Raw genomic sequence first — 19,899 nt, 5'->3', positions numbered from 1 at the left:
GTGAGATGATTTAATGATGCGAGGATTGAATGAAAAAAAATATCATTTTACAATGATAGAACAAAAAAAGCCGTACAATCATAACTCCTATAAAGGCTATAGACATGAATTGATGATGGATATTCATAAGACGAACATCATAGGAAATCAAAAACATCTCCCACCAGAGCAACAAACAATCTTGACAATGGGTGCTCCTTCTTCTCTCACAGCGCTACAGCCCAAAAATCTGCAAAACACATTTCCTCCAAAAGAAAAAACAGTCCCTCTTGAAAAACAGCCTCCATCTTTAGAAAATCAAGAAAAGAATATATCACCGCGCAATTTTTTTTATCCAAACAGTATCACACTGAAAAATAAATATGGCATAACGGATTATGGAAAATTACAAGTACAATGTGCTCATGATTCAGCAAAAGCAATCATTAATCTGCGCTAAGAAGCACCACCACAAAAGCTAACATCAGCCTATCTCCTCTATATTCATCACACTTTATTTAAAAACACTTTTAAATGGGCTGGAAAAACACGCGAGAAATCCTTTACCTTTAAAGATAGCACCGTTGCCTGTATGTCAGAAATGAAAAAAGCAAATATTTTTTTTGCATCAGGAAAAAAGGTCCAAGAGGGCCTTGAAAATTTAGACAGAACACTAACCGAGAAGAATAATTTCAAAGGCTTAAGCCGCAAAGAATTCGTTGAAAATGCTGCTGAAATGATGATACAGCTGAACTATACGCATCCTTTCAGAGAAGGCAATGGACGCACACAAAGGATGTTTTTTGAAAAACTTGCTGAAGTTGCAGGTCACAAATTAAACTTTTCTCTGATTACCAAAGAACGCATGAATCTTGCCAGTATTGCATCAGTAAAATCTGGTGATTCAGAACCGATGAAGCATCTGTTTTATGATATCTCCAATCCAGAAAAAACGCTCATTTTAAAAGAATTCATGGACCATATGAAAAAGATTGAGGTTGAGAATATGAAAGAGCGTCTTGTTCTCACAACTAAAGAAAAGGAAACCTATACAGGCTTCTATAGAGGCGGTGGTGCAAATAGCTTCATGATCGATGTTAAAGGCACTTTCATCATAGGGAATAAGAAACATCTTGCACCAGAGCAATTGAAGACACTAAAAATTGGTGTCCCCATGACCTTTACCGTGCCCAAAGCCCAAGACTTACAACAAATACTCATTCCAGCAGAAAAAATATCCCCCCTCACAAAAGAAGAAATCCTTGAAAAGATTAAAGAAGACACATCCATCCAACCTAGAAAACAAGCAATCGAAGTTTTGTGCAAGATTGTTTATGGTAATCTGCATATTTTAGAGAAAAAACTTGAAATGATTCATGAAAATCCCCTCGAGGGGGAGAAACTTGCATGTCAAATTATAGAATTCTCTAAATCTATTTCTAAGCTTGCTGGTATCAACATCAGTGGCATCATCAATAACGCGCGTGCACGTGCTGAAGACAATATTTTACCCCTGTGTATTGCCATTGACCATTACGCGGATACTTTTAAACAAGTAGAACAAGATATTCTGCAAAACCATTGTGCGAAACAAAAGCGCTGTGAACAGTTGGTAGAAACCCCTGAATGGATGAAAGATCTCTGCACCCTCTCAAAAGAACAACAGCAAAAAACTTTATCACAGTCTCTCGAACTCAGAGAAGAAATACGCGCTTATAGCAAAAAATCAATGCGTGCTTATCACCAAGCGCGCATGAAGCGATAGAAGAAAAGAATTACGAAAAACTTGCTCAAATTATTGGCACATCATTAAGCAAAGCACAAGAAATCACAAAAATCGTCCAATCTGTAAAAGAGATACGACACAGCATTCCCGATAGAGAGCTTTCTTATCGAACATTTAATGAGTATTCAACACAAAATCTGCTTCAATCCATAAAAGAAAACAATTACGAAAAATCCATAAAAATTTTAAATCCAACAGCAATGAAAGCAGAGAAAATACCATGCATGACAAAACGATACAACAGAGCATTAAACCACGTAAAGCGGAGTATGCAAGGGCAATGTTCATCTAAAGGCACGCATAAGCTTTCACTTGTTCCTTCTTTCTTACGTTGAATTATCGCTTTAAGAGAGCTCTCTCCCATTGCTCATTGTCTTCCATCAAGCAAAAAGAGCCTGATCATGATTTGAGAAAGCAAAACAGAGAGCTTGAGAAATCCCAAATATCATATGGATAATATCGAGAAAAAACAAAACAAAGCAGCAACGAAGAGAACGATCAGTTTTACCCACTTTCTCTGCATCTTTTTTATTCGTTACAGAGCTCCATATATTCAACTTGAGAGAAAGAATTTTTATGTTTTATGGGAGTTCTCAAAGCTTTCACGCGAGAGCAACAAGGACAATTTAAAAACAGCTTCATGTCGTTTTGTTGACAGAAAGATAAACACCAGCGTAAAACGAGTTAAAAGAATATTTATTAACACTCTTACATTAATATGTTGATCAGATTTTTATGATCTGATGCGTTGTATTTATTTTTACCACCCGTCCTTCATAATAAAGCTGATATATCTTTATGATCCTGATTAAAAAATTTGCTACCGTTGCTTCTGGAACCCTCATGAGCCGCATTTTTGGCTTTATACGCGAAATGTTGATGGCCGCAGCCTTGGGAACGGGACCTGTTTCCGATGCATTCAATGCGGCTTTTCGTTTTCCCAATACATTCCGCCGTTTTTTTGCGGAAGGCGCTTTTAATGCTGCTTTTGTTCCTCTTTTTTCAAAAAAAATCACCGAAGATGGTGGAGAAGCCGCCTGTAAATTTGCCGAAGAGGTATTTGGCGTTCTCTTTTCGCTGCTGTTACTTTTAACCATTGCTATGGAATTAAGTATGCCTTTTCTGGTCCGAACGATCATTGCTCCAGGCTTTACAGAGGATGCCACCAAATTTAACGCCACGATTCATTTTACCGCAATCATGTTTCCCTATTTAACCTGCATGTCTTTAGCAGCCATGATGGGAGGAATGTTGAATGCCTTGCGGCGCTATTTTATCGCAGCCATAGCCCCCCTCTTTTTAAATATTATTCTCATATGTATACTTGCCTACGCTTGGATCTATCATCTCGATGCTTGGCATATCGGCCTCAATCTTTCTTGGGGTGTGTTAGCGGCAGGAATTCTCCAACTTGCCCTCATCGCTGTTGCTTTGCGTCGAAGTGGAATGAAAATTTTCCTCCGCCGTCCTCATTTTAGTCCCAATGTCCGTAAGCTTTTAACTTTAGCACTCCCTGCTGCCATCACGGGAGGCATTACACAAATCAATTTGTTAATCAATACCAACATTGCCTCTAGCCAATCGGGTGCGGTATCTTCTTTAATGTATGCCGATCGTCTTTATCAATTACCATTAGGTGTAATAGCAATCGCCGTTGCAACCGTTCTTTTACCAGAATTAACAAGAGCGCTACGCAGTAAAAAACATGAAGAAACGCACAATTTGCAAAACCGCTCTATCGAACTTACCCTCTTGTTAACCCTACCGGCATCCGTTGCCTTTTTGCTGCTCTCCACACCCATTGTCAGTTTGCTTTTTGAACGCGGACAATTTACCAGTGAATCAACACACCATGTTGCACAACTCCTTGGACTTTACGGATTAGGACTCCCAGCTTTTGTCCTCATCAAAGTCTTTATTCCCAATTTCTTCGCCCATGAAGATACAAAAACACCGATGATTTTCACCGGCATTTGTGTTTTCATCAATATCAGTCTTGCTTTAACATTATTCCCCATTTTATCTGCACGCGGCATTGTTATTGCCGAAATCACCGCTGGATGGGTCAACACATTGTTGCTTTGTGCTGTTCTCCTCAAACGTGGCTATTGGAAACATGATGCACAACTGATAAAACGCATTGCCTGTCTGATGATTGTCACTGTTTTAAGCGCGCTAATCCTTCATTATCTGTTTCATGTAGTTGGCTTTTTGTCTTTCCCTTTATCCTCACACGCATCCTTTTTCTTGCGCGCCAGCACACTAGCAGGAATCATAATAGCCTTTTTCTTCGTATATTTAAGTACCTATTTTTTAATTGACACACGTTCCTTTTTCCTCACCCTTAAAAATTTTAAAAAACGCCTCTAAATATTTTATCTTGCTTTCAGAAAGACGTTTTGACACAAAACACAAAAACAATAACTTTATTTAAGAAAGAACGCTTCTATGGACACTTTCACACCGCTTGTTTTTTCCGGCGTACAACCGAGTGGTAACCTACATCTTGGCAACTATCTTGGAGCCATCAAGCAATGGGTTGAGCTGCAAACATCCTATCATTGCCTCTATTGCGTTGTTGACATGCATGGACTCACAGTGAATCCTAATCCCCTTACTTTGACTGAATCAACCAGAACCGTGACAGCCGCCTTTTTAGCTGCCGGTATTGATCCTCAAAAACACATTATTTTCAACCAATCTCGAGTTTTTCAACATGCTGAACTTGCATGGATTTTAAATTGTATCGCCCGTATTGGTTGGCTCCAACGCATGACACAATTTAAAGATAAAGCGGGAAAAGATCGTGAAAAAGCGTCCCTTGGGCTTTTTGCTTATCCAAGTCTAATGGCTGCCGATATTTTGCTCTATCGTGCCACTCATATTCCAGTGGGAGAAGATCAAAAACAGCATGTTGAACTCACACGCGATATTGCACAAAAATTCAATAACGACTACGCTGACCGCATTGCAGATTTAAATTTCGCTGTTTCGATACAAATAGGTGAAAAAAAGAAACAAGGCTTTTTCCCCATGCCAGAAGCACTGATAGGCAAAACAGCCATGCGTATTATGTCGTTGCGTGATGGTACAAAAAAAATGTCTAAATCAGATCCTTCAGATTTTTCGCGCATTAATCTCACCGATAATGCTGATCTTATTGCCAAAAAAATACGCAAAGCAAAAACGGACTCCGCCCCTCTTCCCGATACACTCACAGCGCTAGAAGGGCGACCAGAAATCGACAACCTGCTTGGTATTTATGCGGCTTTTGCACAAGTAAGCAAAGAAAAAGCGCTTTTAGAGTTTTCAGGAAAACAATTTTCGCTTTTCAAAACAGCCCTAGCCGACCTTGTCGTCCATAAGCTTGCCCCCATAACAGAGGAATTGCGTCGATTGCATAAAGAAAGCGCTTATATTAACTCTGTTTTGCACGATGGCGCGCAACGCGCTGGTACATTAGCAGAAAAAAATATGAAAAAAATCCGTGAAATTGTTGGTTTTTTGCACGATACATGAAACAATAAGATTTCGATCGTCAAAAGTAAAAGAGAAAGAAAATGCATGGCTTCCAAGCAAAAAACTCTGAAAAACAAGCATAAGAAAAAAATTTTGGTCATTATTGATGAAACGCCAGAATGCCGGCGTGCTGTTGCTTTTGCTGCAAAACATGCGCAAAAGACCAACAGAAAATTGGTTTTGCTTTGTGTTGTTGACAGTGTAGAATTTCAACATTTTCTGGGTGTCAACAGTGTTATGCGAACAGAATCAACACAAAATGCCCATAAAGTGTTGGGAGAAATTGCCCATGATATACGCACCACCCATGCTCTTGAAACGGAAATCACGATGCGTGAAGGTAAAAAGATTGATGAAATTTCCAAATTGATTGATGAAGATAAAGAGATTGCACTGATTGTTTTAGCCGCCAGTGAACACGCGGAAGGACCAGGACCGCTTATCCAACTGATTGGTAATCGTGGAGCAGCTTTTTCAATTCCTGTCACCGTTATTCCAAGCAATCTTGCGGATGAAGATATGGAATCCATTGCCTAAAACAACAGGGGGCATCATTGCCTTCTTCATTCCTCATTATAGAAGGAGAGTCCATGTTTATTCAAACTGAAACCACGCCAAACCCTGCAACACTTAAATTTCTACCAGGTCGTGTGGTTCTTTCCGAGGGGGTATTAGAATTTCGTGATCGCGAAGAAGCTGCTCAAAATTCACCTTTAGCTGCGAAACTGTTCAATATTCCCAATGTCAATGGTGTTTTTTTAGGCTATGACTTCATCACCGTAAGCAAAAAAGAGGGTGAATGGCAACATCTAAAACCGGTCATTTTAGGCACAATTATGGAGCATTTTCTCTCTGGTGATCCAGTCATCACCACCAATACCTCTACACAAGCACAAACCCACGCCCTTAACGAAGAATTTTATGATGAAAAAGATGCTGATATTGTCTTAACAATTAAAGAGCTCCTTGAAACACGTGTTCGCCCAGCCGTTGCCAATGATGGAGGAGATATTACTTTTCGCGGATTTGAAAATGGTATTGTTTATCTCAATATGCGCGGGGCCTGCGCCGGATGCCCCTCTTCAACCGCAACACTCAAACACGGCATTGAAAATCTTTTACGGCATTTTATTCCAGAAGTTTTAGGTGTGGAAGCAATGCCGCAATAAAAAACCAGATCAAAACAGCGATAAGCAAACGCAAGCGTGAGAAGAATACTCCTACACTGTCATAAAACCAAATCTCCCAACCACATCACGCTATTCCCACAAACCGTAAAAAAAGAAAGACTTTAAGTTCTTTATCATTTCCTATTCTTTTATAAGATCAAAGAAAAAAGCAGTATAATTTATGCTCTACAACAGCATCATACAGATGAAATTGCAATACATACCATTGTGATAATGAATTGATTGATAATAAATCATTATTCATGTCCAATAAGAGTCCAAATACTGTTAAGATTTTCTCATGTCCCTTCCCTTTATATTAAATCAAACAAAACCATTCCCTTGCACCAGCAGGATAGCGTGTGGATAAAAACCGTTTGAGAACAGCGTAAAAATGCCTTTTCATGGACCGTCTTCATACAAGAGCTATTGCAGAGGGCTAGCAAAGAGAATGACAGTGACGGCTTAACAAAAAGTGGTACAGTTTCCTATTTACTGGTGTGGACCTTATCCATTCTTCATCAAAAAAGAGTCATAAAAGAACAACTCTCATATTGTATAGCTGTTAGGAACTATCGCACGCATGTAAAAAAAATGGGCTCTTTATTGTACACATATGGCAGATTTTGATCTAATAAGTTTTTACATTCTTGTCTTTTTAAAAAGCAATGAAGAAAGAAAAATGATGATATTTCTAGTATTCATCCAAATTTTTATATCATAATGCGTATTTCTTTAAACGTTTTCACTTAACGCATGAAGTGATTTATGAGAATATACCATTTCTTTGAAGTTCATATCACCAATTTTATTAAAAGTCGTGTAACTTTAATTATAAAAAAGTTTAATATCGGATGGTTGATATGAATTTATTTTTAAAAAAGAGTCTCTTATCTCTTTTTTTCTCTCTTTATTTCTAAAATTGGTGATACTGCTTATGAAGTTATATTTATTTTACTTGTCTTAGAATTAACAGATAACTCCCTTTTTACAGGTCTTGTGTATTTTTTTCGCTTTATCCCTTTTCTCTTTTTTGGTTATATCGGAGGTTGGTTAGCGGATAATTTTTCCTTGAAAAAAATATGATCTTCAGTGAATTTGTAAGATTATTAGCCTCATTCTTCGTTTTTATAAGCTATATAACAGGGAATGCACATATTATTGTTCTTATCTTTGCAGCAATATGTACAACGATAGGAAGAAGCTTTTTTCAACCAAGTTTTCAAGCTGCTCTTCCGAGAATATTTTCAACAAATGATCTAACAAAGGCAAATAGCATTTCACAAATTATAGAGGAAACTGCATCCCCCATTGGTTCTTTAGTTTGTTCGGTTCGGTACTGCTTTTTTTCGCCAATAAATCGACAGTTCTCATTTTTGATCTTTTTACCTATTTTCTATCTATTATCTTGTTATTGAATCTCACGAACTTAAATTCAAATGAGAAGAAACCATTCCATTTTATAAAAATTTATCGAGAAACAGTTTCCTATCTTAAAGATATTTCTACAGAAAATAATAATTTATTTATTACGCTGGTTGGCTCGTCTTTTGTTATTCTCTTTACGGGTGCAATTTTAAGATTTTTAATTCCAGCTTTTGTTCTTTCTCAGGGTGGAGAGGAAAGCTTTGTCAGTTCTATATTTTCTCTCATTGCTGTAGGAACTCTTGTAGGTGATGTTTTATATAGTAAAATTATATTCAATATTACATCATTGAAGCTCATGGTATTTTGGCTTCTCTATGGAATTATTATGTTTGTTATGCCTTTAGCTGCAACACTTTCTTTAAAACTCCTTCTCGTGTTAGCATTTGTTTTAGGATTTATTGGTGCATTTGTCGATATTAGTTTAGTCTCATCTCTTCAATTATACTCTCGTTGTGAAGATTTTGAGAAGAGTTTTGGAACCTTTTCAACTTTAGCGAACTCTACTGAAGCAGTGTCTGGCTTTATTGCTGGACTTTTTGCACTCGTGGGATTAGTGAGCTCTTTTTTAGCTATGTCTGCACTCATTATTTACACTGGAATGATTGGCGTTATAAAGATGAAGAAAAAGAAAGAGAGAACACCCCTTAACACTACAGGTGATGACGATCACTGATCTATTTGAGATCTACACGCCATTTCTTTTGTCTGATGGTTATGATATTTGAAAACTTTAAAAGAATAGAAAGAATTCCACCCTCCTATATCTTCATCTCACCCCCCTATATCTTCGCCCAAGCAAATGCGCTTTAACAAGCCGGCATCATCATTCTATTTGCTAACACTGAAATGTTACGAAGCCTTTTTGCAAGAATTCTTGCATAAAGATGATTCATGAGAAGCATTTTTTCCTTTCTTGTACAGCTTTTACCCACACGCCAATATCGCTTATGACATGTGCGCACGTGATTTTAATGGATTGAATATAAGACAATTTTACAATATTCAAGAGTCTCATTGACTATGTAAAATAATAAATTATCATTATAAATCAATATATTGGTACAAACGAAAAGTGCTTAAACTATAGTCCTCACTAAATCTTTTTTACGAATTCCGACTTCAAACCAATCTGACCAATGCCCGGAATCTTACAATCAATATTATGGTCCCCATCCACGAGGCGAATATTCTTCACTTTCGTTCCACTTTTAAGAACTGATGCGGTGCCTTTTACTTTAAGATCTTTCATCACCATAACGCTATCCCCATTTGTCAAAACCTGACCATTGGCATCATAAACGATATCAGGAGTAGGCTCTTCACTCTTTTGGGGTCATTCATGTGCACATTCAGGACACACAAAACTTTCACCCTCTTCATAAGTATAAAGACCACCACAGTGAGGACATTTAGGGTATTGGCTCATCAGATTCCCTCTTTGATTCAAGAAACATCATCTCTGTAAACGGTCATAAAGAAATCGATCCTCATTGTCCATTGCTAAAGCAAAACACGAACATAGCATTTTCTCTTCAGAATTCTTAAAGGTTTAATTCACCTCAAAAGAAATAAGGATAAAATTTTATAAAATACCGATAGAAAACATTCAAATCATCACCCCTCAAAACACTTCTTAAGAAAACAATGCATCAATGAAGCGTAAACGCTGTTGGTACAAGAAGAAAACATTGCAATCTTATAAAAGAGGAACCCCATAAAAGCAGACTCACTTTGCCTATTTTTGTTCTTATGAAAAGGCTTAAAAATCCATTTTCTCCATTTCTCCACGAGGCGCCATAAAATATCTCTCTTCGGCATTAAGCAAGCATTGCTTTAGTCATAAGACAAGCGGACAATTGAAGAAGCATGTCTAGAGAACAGAACACAAAACCTTTACAGAATCAACAACTCCCAAAGAACTCAAAGCACCAAATTCACGAGATAGACACTTCCACAATAAACTCCTCTGAAATGAAAAAAAATGGTTTAAAAAAACGGGCCCAATGGACCCGTCCTTTTTCTCTTTGATGAAAGGGCTTAGAAATCCATTCCGCCCATTCCACCCATTCCACCACCAGGCATTGGAGGCATCGGAGTGTCTTTCTTTGGCATTTCAGCAACCATAGCTTCTGTCGTGATAAGAAGACTAGCAATTGAAGCAGCATTCTGGAGAGCAGAACGCACAACCTTCACAGGGTCAACAATTCCCAAAGCAATCAAATCACCAAATTCACCGGTTGCAGTGTTGTAACCATAGGTGTCTGCATTGTTTTCCAACACCTTGCCGACAATAATCGCTGCTTCTTCACCGGCATTGGTAGCAATTTGACGTGCTGGTGCTTGGAGTGCACGACGAACGATATTAATACCAGCTTCTTGATCAGGATTTTTTCCTTTAACGGTGAGCGCATTTGCTGCACGCAACAAAGCGGTTCCACCACCAGCAACAATGCCTTCTTCCACAGCAGCACGTGTTGCATTCAAGGCATCATCAACGCGATCTTTTTTCTCTTTCACTTCAACTTCTGTAGCACCACCAACACGGATAACGGCAACACCACCAGCAAGTTTAGCAAGTCTTTCTTGCAATTTTTCACGATCATAGTCAGAAGTTGTTTCTTCAATCTGAGCTTTGATTTGATTAACGCGTGCATTAATTTCAGCTTTTTGTCCAGCACCATCAATAATCGTGGTATTTTCTTTAGAAATATTGACCTTCTTTGCACGACCAAGCATATCCAAAGTGACATTTTCAAGTTTAATGCCGACATCTTCAGAAATAACCTGACCCGATGTTAGGATGGCAATATCCTCGAGCATTGCTTTACGGCGATCACCAAATCCTGGTGCTTTCACAGCAGCAATTTTCAAACCACCGCGCAATTTGTTAACAACGAGCGTTGCCAATGCCTCACCTTCGACATCTTCAGCGATAATAAGAAGTGGTTTGCCAGACTGAACAACAGCTTCAAGCACAGGAAGCAGAGATTGCAGATTAGACAATTTCTTTTCATGAATAAGAATGTAAGGATCATCAAGATCAGCCACCATTTTCTCAGCATTTGTGACAAAATAGGGAGAAAGATATCCACGATCAAACTGCATACCTTCAACGACTTCCAATTCTGTTTCAGCCGTTTTGGCTTCTTCTACCGTGATGACGCCTTCATTGCCGACTTTTTCCATAGCATCAGCAATCATTTTACCAATTTCTGCAGCACCATTGGCGGAAATTGTTCCCACTTGTGCAATTTCTGCTGAGGTTTGGATTTTCTTAGCTTTTTTGAAGAGGTTTGCCACCACTTCATCAACAGCAGCATCAATCCCACGCTTAAGATCCATTGGGTTCATGCCAGCAGCAACGGCTTTTACGCCTTCTTGTACAATAGCTTGTCCCAAAACGGTTGCGGTTGTTGTTCCATCACCAGCAATATCATTGGTTTTGGAAGCCACTTCGCGCAACATTTGCGCACCCATATTTTCGAACTTATCTTCGAGTTCGATTTCCTTTGCAACGGATACACCATCTTTTGTGATGCGAGGCGCACCAAATGATTTATCGATCACCACATTGCGCCCTTTAGGACCCAGCGTTACCTTAACCGCGTTAGCAAGGATATCAACACCGCGCAACAAACGCTCACGCGCTTCACGGCCAAATTTGACTTCTTTAGCAGCCATTTAATTTCTCCTTGGAGTTATCTCAAATAGTAAAAAACGAAAAAATTGAGAGTCTGGATTAGCCCAGAATTCCCATAATGTCAGATTCTTTCATAATGAGGAGGTCTTCCCCGTTAATCTTCACTTCAGTTCCAGACCACTTTCCAAAGAGGATACGGTCTCCTGCTTTCACTTCGAGTGGCACACGCTTTCCGTTATCATCGAGAGCGCCATTGCCAACAGCAATAATTTCACCTTCTTGAGGTTTTTCTTTTGCTGTATCAGGGATGATAATCCCACCAGCGGTTTTATTTTCAGATTCAACCCGACGAACAACGACACGATCGTGAAGTGGGCGGAATTGTATATTAGCCATTTTTAAAATCCTTGAAAACTTAATATAATTGATATCATTGAATTAACTTAAGTTCTTGCTAGCACTCTCAAACTCTGAGTGCTAACATTGGTTAAGATATAAAATTGCTTCTTCTCAATGTCAAGGATTCAGCATAAAATAATTTCCCTTAAAATGCCTTCAAAGTCTTGCCTCTTTTTTCTATTTCGCGTTATCTAGCTTTTTATTACACCTTGCGAACAAAAAGGATCTTATCATGGTTGAAACACGTCAGGAAACGGATAGCTTTGGAACGATTGCGGTACGGCAAGATCGTTATTGGGGTGCACAAACTGAACGTTCTCTGCATAATTTTAATATTGGCAGTGAAAAACAACCCCTCACCGTTATTTATGCTTTAAGTCTTATCAAAAAAGCAGCAGCCATTGTGAATATAGAAAAAGGAAAGCTTTCGCAAAAGATTGGCAAAGCGATCATTACAGCGACTGACGAAGTGCTTGCGGGTTCGTTCGACACACACTTTCCTCTTTCGGTTTGGCAAACGGGTTCTGGTACACAAAGCAATATGAACGTTAATGAAGTGATTGCCAACCATGCCAACATGCTTTTGGGAGGAAAATTAGGAAGCAAAACGCCCGTTCACCCCAATGACCACGTCAATATGAGTCAATCCTCAAACGATTCCTTTCCTACAGCGCTTCACATTGCCACCACACTGCAAACACGCCAGCATTTATTCCCCATTCTTGAAGCTCTGATTACCACTTTAAAGAAAAAGGAGGAAGAATTTGCTGATATCATCAAAATCGGACGGACTCATACGCAAGATGCAACGCCCTTAACTCTAGCGCAAGAATTTTCAGGCTATCGTGCCGCGCTAGAAGCCAACCGCCAACGCATTGAAACAGCTCTTAGCGATGTGCAAATGCTTGCCCAAGGGGGAACAGCAGTTGGAACAGGGCTCAATGCACCGCAAGGTTTTGATGTTGCCTTTGCTGAAACAATCAGTAGCCTTACAGGGATCCCTTTCAAGACCGCCGACAATAAATTTGAGGCTCTCGCCCATCATGGAGCCCTTGCACATTTCCATGGCAGTCTGAATGCCTTAGCAGCCGATTTATTCAAAATTGCTAATGACATCCGATTTTTAGGCTCTGGTCCGCGCTCAGGATTGGGAGAACTCAACTTGCCCGAAAATGAACCAGGTTCTTCTATCATGCCAGGCAAAGTCAATCCCACCCAGTGTGAAGCAATGACGATGGTTGCTTGCCAAGTCTTTGGCAATCATACCAGCGTGACATTTGCCGCCAGTCAGGGACATTTTGAACTCAACGTTTATAAGCCTGTTATTGGCTATAATGTTTTACAGTCGATTACGCTTCTTGGTGATTGCATGCGCTCCTTTGATCTGCACTGCATACAAGGATTACGTGCCAATCGAGTCCATATTCACTCTCTCATGGAACGCTCTTTGATGCTCGTGACAGCGCTTGCCCCAGAAATTGGCTATGAAAAAGCTGCTGAAATTGCCAAAGCAGCACATAAAAATGATACAACTTTGCGCGCGGAAGCCTTAAAAGCAGGGGTTTCAGGAGAAGATTATGACCGGCTGGTTGATCCAAAGAAGATGATACATCCCCAATAAAAACGAGAGAAATCCTCTCATACTCTTGTGAGAACATCAGACCGTTCGCACTCTGATGTTCTTGCAGATTTCATCATCTTCACACCACCTGTTGCAAAAACCTTATATCCCCTCTTACAAATATCACCTTTGGCAAAGACTCGAAATCTCTAGCTCTTAAGATATATTTGTGCAAAGAATATTCCTTGCTCCCGTCAACGACAAAAGGTCTTCCCCAAATGCTTTTCTATTGCCCGTCCACTACGCACCAACATTCTTGAGAGAGATGCTTTAGCCTTATGACAAAAGCGCGTTTGTGCGTAAAAAAACACGACTTTACAAACGAAAATCATAAAAGTGAGCAGTTTTGAAAGTGAGAACAAGTCCATCCCAAAAGCCATATGGAACAGTGCTCTCATGTGACAATATCGGGATGTTCGCACCCCAATTTTTGTTGTATATTCAACAATTGAAGCGCTGCTTTCTGCAAAGGCTGAAGCACTTTTTGCGGCTCTTGAAAATGTTTGCGTGGATCACCTTCATACTGCTCAAAATAAAGCCGCAAAGTTGCACCCACTGTTCCCGTTCCCGATAAACGTACCACCAACCGTGCTCCATTCTTGAAAAAAATACGGGTACCTTGCTTGCTGCTCACACTCTGATCAACGGGATCATGATAGGTAAAATCATCTGCTTTTTCGACCAAAAGCCCAGCAATTTCTGTTCCGGCTCGTGGTAAATGGGTGCGCAATTGCTCTATGAGTGCATATGCTTTTTCTGCTTCCACTTCTTTATAATCATGACGTAAAGAATAAAAGCGCCCATAAGTGCGCCAATGGTGTTGAACAATTTGTGCGACAGTTTTCCCTGTCACAGCGAGCAGATTTAACCAAAATAACATCGCCCATAAACCATCTTTTTCGCGGATATGATGAGAGCCCGTTCCAAAGCTTTCTTCACCACAAAAGGTCACCTTTCCCGCATCCAAAAGCGCACCAAAAAACTTCCAGCCGGTTGGTGTTTCAAAACAATTTAATTGTTTTTTTTCAGCAACCAAATCAACAGCACGCGTTGCTGGCATGGAGCGCGCTACCCCGACAATCCCTTGACGATATCCTTTAATGAGATGGGCATGATCAACCATAATAGCCAAGGAATCAGAAGGCGTGACAAATTGCTTACGACCAATAATAATATTACGATCTCCATCACCATCAGATGCCGCACCAAGATCAGGTGCGCAATCCGACATCAAAAAATCATAAAGCCCCTTGGCATAAACCAAATTGGGATCTGGATGCCCTCCCCCAAAATCTGGTAAGGGAACACCATGAACCACAGTTCCTTCTGGAAAACCTAAGCATTTTTCAAAAATTTCATGTGCATAAGGCCCCGTTACCGCATGCATGGCATCAAAGCGCAAAGTAAGCCCTTCTGCAACGGCTTTAGCAATGCAATCAAAATCAAAAATCTCCTGCATCAAAGCAATATAATTTGCCACAGAATCAAGGATATCAACCCGCATAGCTCCTAGAAAAGTTGTTCCTTCCTTTTCTAAATCAACATCTGGTGCTTCAAAAGTTTTATAAAAAGAAAGACGCCTCGATGCAGTAAAAATGGCTTCACACAAAGAATCAGGAGCAGGCCCACCATTGGAAATATTGTATTTAATGCCACAATCCCCCTCTAAACCACCAAGATTATGGCTTGCGGAGAGAATAACCCCCATAGGCACGCATTTTGCGAATAAGATGCGAGACAGCTGGTGTGGAAAGAAGCCCTCCTCTTCCCACTTTTACACAAGCAACCCCATTGGCCGCTGCCATTTTCAACACAGTTTGCAGGAGGGTGTAATTAAAATAGCGTCCATCCCCCCAAGAATAAGGCATTTTCCCTCAATATCCCCAATGCTGTTAAAAACAGACTGTATAAAATTTTCAACATAATGGGACTGTTGAAAAACCGATACCTTTTTACGCAAACCAGATGTTCCCGGTTTTTGATCATCAAAAGCCGTTGTTAAAACTGTCGTTATCATCGTAAAAATGCCCTTATACTCTTCGCTTCCATTTTTAAAGTGAATATCGCTAAAAGTCGACCACGAATTCCCCTTAATTCCACTTGACGGAACGAAGAAATACTTGCACAGTTATTAAATATAGAAGTTTTTTACATCTTCTTAAACACGCTTTTAAAGATGAAAGCTGTTTTAAAACATAATTTTCAATAAAAAACAGGAGCATAATCCATGATGAGAAAAACCGTTCCCAACGTCACCTTCCATACACGTGTCCGCGATGAATCCGTTGGCGGAAATAATCCTTATCGGTGGCAAGAGATTAACAGTGATGCGTACTTTAAAGGAAAACGTGTTGTTCTCTTTTCTCTTCCAGGCGCCTTTACCCCTACCTGCTCAAGCTTTCAGTTGCCCGATTTTGAAAAACTCTATGATGAATTTAAAAAACTAGACATTGATGAAATTTACTGTCTTTCTGTCAATGATGCCTTTGTCATGAATGCTTGGGGAAAAGCACAAGAAATCAAAAATGTGAAATTAATTCCTGATGGCTCTGGCGAATTCACCCGCAAAATGGGTATGCTCGTTGCTAAAGACAATATCGGTTTTGGCATGCGTTCATGGCGCTATGCTGCTGTTATTAACGATGGTGTCATTGAACAATGGTTTGAAGAAAAAGGTCTTTCAGACAATTGCACCACAGATCCTTATGAAGTCTCTTCACCACAAAATGTTTTGAAAGCACTGCAAGGCTAATTGCGATTTGCTAATTGCGATTTAAGAATCGCCTCTTTAAATTGAAAGAGCACAAACTTCACGGCATAAATTCTCTCACAAAAGAAAATTTATGCCGTTTCTCTTTTATCAATTTTCATTAAAAATCCCCATTGCCAGCATGTCTTTACCACGAAAGCCTGCAAGCAACCCATCACAGCACCCGCTTAACCGACAAGCCAAAGACACCTCATCCCTCATGGAAAATCTCAAAGCACCATACCGTCTTTAAAACAGCTCCCCTATCACATTTTCCCCATCATCAACGAATCGAAAGCAATTATGCTAACCCCTTAAACTTATTTCTCAATAATATTTTCCTTAAGAAGATAAGGTTGTACTTTTCAGCCTGAAGACTTTTGTGCATCTTGCATTGCCAAAATATCTTGCACCGTTTTGACGAGTTCTTCTTCATCAACCGTCACTTGCGCTGGTCGACTTTCACGCCACGTTTGGTTATCCTTAATTTCATGAGACAAGCGCGCCCCTTCAATCAAATCTTTGATCTGTATTTTTCCGCTCTCACGCTCTTGTGACCCTTGGATGACCACACAAGGCGCTTGACGCCGATCTGCATATTTCATCTGCGCTTTCATCCCCGCCGCTCCTAAATAGAGTTCAGCACGAATTCCCGCATGACGCAATTGCATGACCATTTTTTGAGAGCGGGCAATCGCCTCTGGTTCTTTATCCATCATCAAAACCACAACAGGTCCAGTCTTTTCTTTCACGGGCAATTTTCCAAGATTTTGCAAAGCAGCGATCAAGCGTGAAACCCCTATGGAAAAACCCGTTGCCGGAATATTCTCCCCACGAAATCGAGCAAGCAACCCATCATAGCGCCCACCTCCACCAACAGAGCCAAAAACAACCTTTCGTCCATCATCATTGAGAACATCAAAAAGCAAAGCAGCCTCAAAAACAGGTCCGGTATAATATTCCAAACCTCGCACCACTGAGGGATCAATTTTAATGCGGTTTTGCATGCCATTTTCGGCAAAGATTGTCTGCATTTCCTCAAGCTCACGAAGACCTTCAAGTCCTTGAACACTCTGACCAACAACTTTTCTCAAAGCATCAAGTGTTTGTTCTGCTGTTCCCGTTTCTACTGAGAGTAAAGCAAGGATACAATCAATGTCTTTGTCCTTGAGTTCTGCCCCTTTTGTAAAATCACCACTTTCATCCAAACGCCCCTTACCCAACAGCAACCGCACACCTTCAGGACCAAATTTATCAAGTTTATCAATGGCTCTCAAAACCGTTAAACGCTTAACAGCCTTTTCATTTCCCCCCAAACCAATCAACTCTAACACACTCTCCAGAATTTTTCGGTTATTAAGACGAATGATATAATCCTGATACTGAAACCCTAATTTTTCCAAACTCTCCGCTGCCATCATACAAATTTCGGCATCCGCAGCCACTGTTGGTGTTCCAACAATATCAGCATCAAATTGCATAAATTGCCGAAACCGCCCTGGTCCGGGTTTTTCATTACGGAAAACAAAGCCAAGACGATAACTACGATAAGGCTTGGGCAAAGTCTCAAAATTCTCTGCAAAATAACGTGCAAGAGGAGCAGTGAGATCATAGCGCAAAGACATCCACTGCTCATCATCATCTTGGAGCGAAAATACCCCTGCATTTGGGCGATCTTCATCAGGTAAAAACTTACCCAACACATCCGTATATTCAAAAATCGGTGTTTCAAGCGCTTCAAAACCGTAAAGTTCATAAACTTCACGAATCTGCGCAATCATAGTCTCAGTTGCATATAATTGTGCACTTGTGCGATCAACAAAACCACGAGGCAAACAGGCTTTGGTTTTTTCTTGTTTTGATGACATGCTTTTCTCTAACAACATTTTATGTTAACGGATAACTTGTGTCTTATCTTATAGAAACAAAGGCTGCAATGACTTTGTCAATCTGAATCCTCTACAATATACACCAAGCTTTGCTGTACAATACACCAATCTTTACTTTACTAAAGAGCATACCTCTCATCTTTAGAGGATAAAAACGCTTACCCCTTCAATCTCATTGCAAACTCTCTCTTCATATTTTTTCAATTGTTGATGTAAAATAATGCCTCCACAACCTTAACACTCCCTCCAAAACAATTCCCATCCCCCCTCATACAACCTTCTCCACTGAACACATCTGCTTTAAATAATCCTCAGCACATTTCCCACGCTCTTTCCCCTCCATTATCTCCCTCATCTTCAAACAGCTTTACGTTCTCCCACTCTCAAATGAAAACCATGCTTTTTGAAAAGCAGGAAAAGCAACGGGTGATTTTAAATAAGCAGGACAATAATCCCCTGAAAAAAGCGCTCTTTTTAAAGGAAAGAACTTCACAGAGTAAGTGCATATGCAAAAAACTTCAAGACAGAAGGGTACTTTTCCCTTTCTCCGCAAAGTTACTGACAAGCGTTTTCAAATCAGCACTATTGCGCCCCGCATCTGTAATGGATCTTGAAATGGAAGGAATAATATTCTGCCACAAATGCTGAGGAAACTGGTTTGTCAGTTGTGTAATCGTTCCCCCTTGTGCTCCAATACCTGGAACGAGAAATAGGCTGTTTTTTAACTGTTCGATTGTCTCTTTTGCTTCACTGCCCAATGTTGCGCCAACAACCGCCCCAATGGGACCAACAGAATGATGTTGAGCAAAAGACTGGTTATTATAATCATCAATACGCTGTGCCAAATGAACAGAAACTGTCTGATCCCCAATGCGCGCATTATGAATACACTTCCCCTCTGGATTAGAGGACTGAACAACCACAAAAACCGCGGTTTCTGTTTCCTCTGCAATCTTAAACAAAGGAATGAGAGCATCAAAACCAAGAAAAGGATTGACTGTCAATGCATCCGCTTTAAATGGACTGCACGAACCGAGCCAAGCCCTCCCATAAGCTTCAACAGTAGAGCCAATATCCCCCCTTTTTGCATCAGCAATAACCAACAAACCTTGATCTCGTGCATTTTCAATCAATTCTTTGAGAACGTGAAGTCCTTCCACACCATACAACTCAAAAAACGCGACTTGCGGCTTTATAACCCCCACATGCCCCACAACCGCTGTTAAGAGGATATTACAAAACTCTTTTAAGCCTTTATAATCACAGCTTAAGTTCCATGATTGCAAAACTTTATGACTAGGGTCAAAACCAACACAAAGCGGTCCATAGATCTCACGTTTTTTTAAAAAATTTTCAGGAAACATTTTATCCTCAGGCGGCATATTTTTAAAATTTCTAATACAATGATAAAGAGTTTCATTGATCAAAATGACCGGTATCATGTTTTCATAAAAAAGAAAATATTTTCACATGGGATAAACAGAACGAGCCATCATTTCCCCTCCTCCCGTTGTGCCTCTTCTCTTTTCTCTAGCACATTCTCTAGCCTTTCCTGCAACACATTCGTCCAGGAAAGCCAATACTCCATACATGGCTCTCTAGATCAGAATTTCGCAAGAAAGGGGTATCACCCTAACGGTCTCATCATCAAAATCCGTGTGTCCCATCATAACCTGATACCTCCCATTATAAAAACCTGATCATTCCTGTCTGTTTACGA

At 40.0% G+C, this 19,899-nt stretch carries 10 protein-coding genes and 4 pseudogenes; 8 read left to right on the top strand and 6 right to left on the bottom strand.

What is annotated here, in order from left to right; translation table 11 throughout:
- Positions 1-39 precede the first annotated feature (39 nt).
- From J7R10_RS10335 to J7R10_RS05640, 6 genes and pseudogenes are all read left to right on the top strand, one after another.
- Positions 40-2,057: pseudogene (locus tag J7R10_RS10335) on the top strand (BID domain-containing T4SS effector).
- Positions 2,058-2,563: 506 nt separating this feature from the next.
- A complete protein-coding gene (gene murJ / locus J7R10_RS05660) occupies positions 2,564-4,135 on the top strand; it encodes a murein biosynthesis integral membrane protein MurJ (RefSeq protein ID WP_010705612.1) in 1,572 nt (523 codons plus the stop codon).
- A gap of 78 nt (positions 4,136-4,213) precedes the next feature.
- Entirely contained in the window at positions 4,214-5,284 is a 1,071-nt protein-coding gene (gene trpS / locus J7R10_RS05655; RefSeq protein ID WP_010705613.1) for a tryptophan--tRNA ligase, read from the top strand.
- A 45-nt stretch (positions 5,285-5,329) separates the two neighbouring features.
- Positions 5,330-5,821 (top strand): universal stress protein, encoded by a 492-nt coding sequence (locus J7R10_RS05650; RefSeq protein ID WP_010705614.1) that lies wholly within the window; start codon positions 5,330-5,332, stop codon positions 5,819-5,821.
- Positions 5,822-5,874: 53 nt separating this feature from the next.
- Complete coding sequence (locus J7R10_RS05645) at positions 5,875-6,453, top strand: NifU family protein (protein WP_010705615.1); 579 nt, start codon at positions 5,875-5,877, stop codon at positions 6,451-6,453.
- A gap of 863 nt (positions 6,454-7,316) precedes the next feature.
- Positions 7,317-8,554, top strand: a pseudogene (locus J7R10_RS05640) (MFS transporter).
- A 420-nt stretch (positions 8,555-8,974) separates the two neighbouring features.
- Here J7R10_RS05640 and J7R10_RS05635 read toward each other — a convergent pair.
- The 3 genes and pseudogenes from J7R10_RS05635 to groES form a co-directional block, all read right to left on the bottom strand.
- A pseudogene (locus J7R10_RS05635) lies at positions 8,975-9,307 on the bottom strand (zinc ribbon domain-containing protein YjdM).
- A gap of 611 nt (positions 9,308-9,918) precedes the next feature.
- Entirely contained in the window at positions 9,919-11,562 is a 1,644-nt protein-coding gene (gene groL, locus J7R10_RS05630) for a chaperonin GroEL (RefSeq protein ID WP_010705617.1), read from the bottom strand.
- 58 nt (positions 11,563-11,620) lie between these two features.
- A complete protein-coding gene (gene groES / locus J7R10_RS05625; RefSeq protein WP_004865053.1) occupies positions 11,621-11,917 on the bottom strand; it encodes a co-chaperone GroES in 297 nt (98 codons plus the stop codon).
- A gap of 235 nt (positions 11,918-12,152) precedes the next feature.
- Here groES and fumC point away from each other — a divergent pair, with 235 nt between their 5' ends.
- A complete protein-coding gene (gene fumC / locus J7R10_RS05620) occupies positions 12,153-13,541 on the top strand; it encodes a class II fumarate hydratase (protein WP_010705618.1) in 1,389 nt (462 codons plus the stop codon).
- A 394-nt stretch (positions 13,542-13,935) separates the two neighbouring features.
- Here fumC and J7R10_RS05615 read toward each other — a convergent pair.
- Positions 13,936-15,558 (bottom strand): annotated as a pseudogene (locus J7R10_RS05615) (alpha-D-glucose phosphate-specific phosphoglucomutase).
- Between the two features lie 210 nt (positions 15,559-15,768).
- On the opposite strand from J7R10_RS05615, the gene J7R10_RS05610 reads away from it, so the two are divergent.
- Positions 15,769-16,293 (top strand): peroxiredoxin, encoded by a 525-nt coding sequence (locus J7R10_RS05610; protein ID WP_010705620.1) that lies wholly within the window; start codon positions 15,769-15,771, stop codon positions 16,291-16,293.
- 362 nt (positions 16,294-16,655) lie between these two features.
- On the opposite strand, the gene hisS is transcribed toward J7R10_RS05610, so the two are convergent.
- Positions 16,656-18,158 carry a histidine--tRNA ligase gene (gene hisS, locus J7R10_RS05605; RefSeq protein WP_010705621.1) on the bottom strand — a complete coding sequence of 501 codons (1,503 nt, stop codon included), beginning with the start codon at positions 18,156-18,158 and terminating at the stop codon, positions 16,656-16,658.
- Between the two features lie 539 nt (positions 18,159-18,697).
- Positions 18,698-19,543: an orotidine-5'-phosphate decarboxylase gene (pyrF, locus tag J7R10_RS05600; RefSeq protein ID WP_010705622.1), complete on the bottom strand. Its 846-nt coding sequence runs from the start codon at positions 19,541-19,543 to the stop codon at positions 18,698-18,700.
- Positions 19,544-19,899: the final 356 nt, after the last annotated feature.

It is taken from the genome of Bartonella vinsonii subsp. berkhoffii ATCC 51672 (assembly GCF_902825225.1).
GTDB lineage: Bacteria > Pseudomonadota > Alphaproteobacteria > Rhizobiales > Rhizobiaceae > Bartonella > Bartonella berkhoffii.
This window is presented reverse-complemented; position numbering and strand designations above follow the sequence as displayed.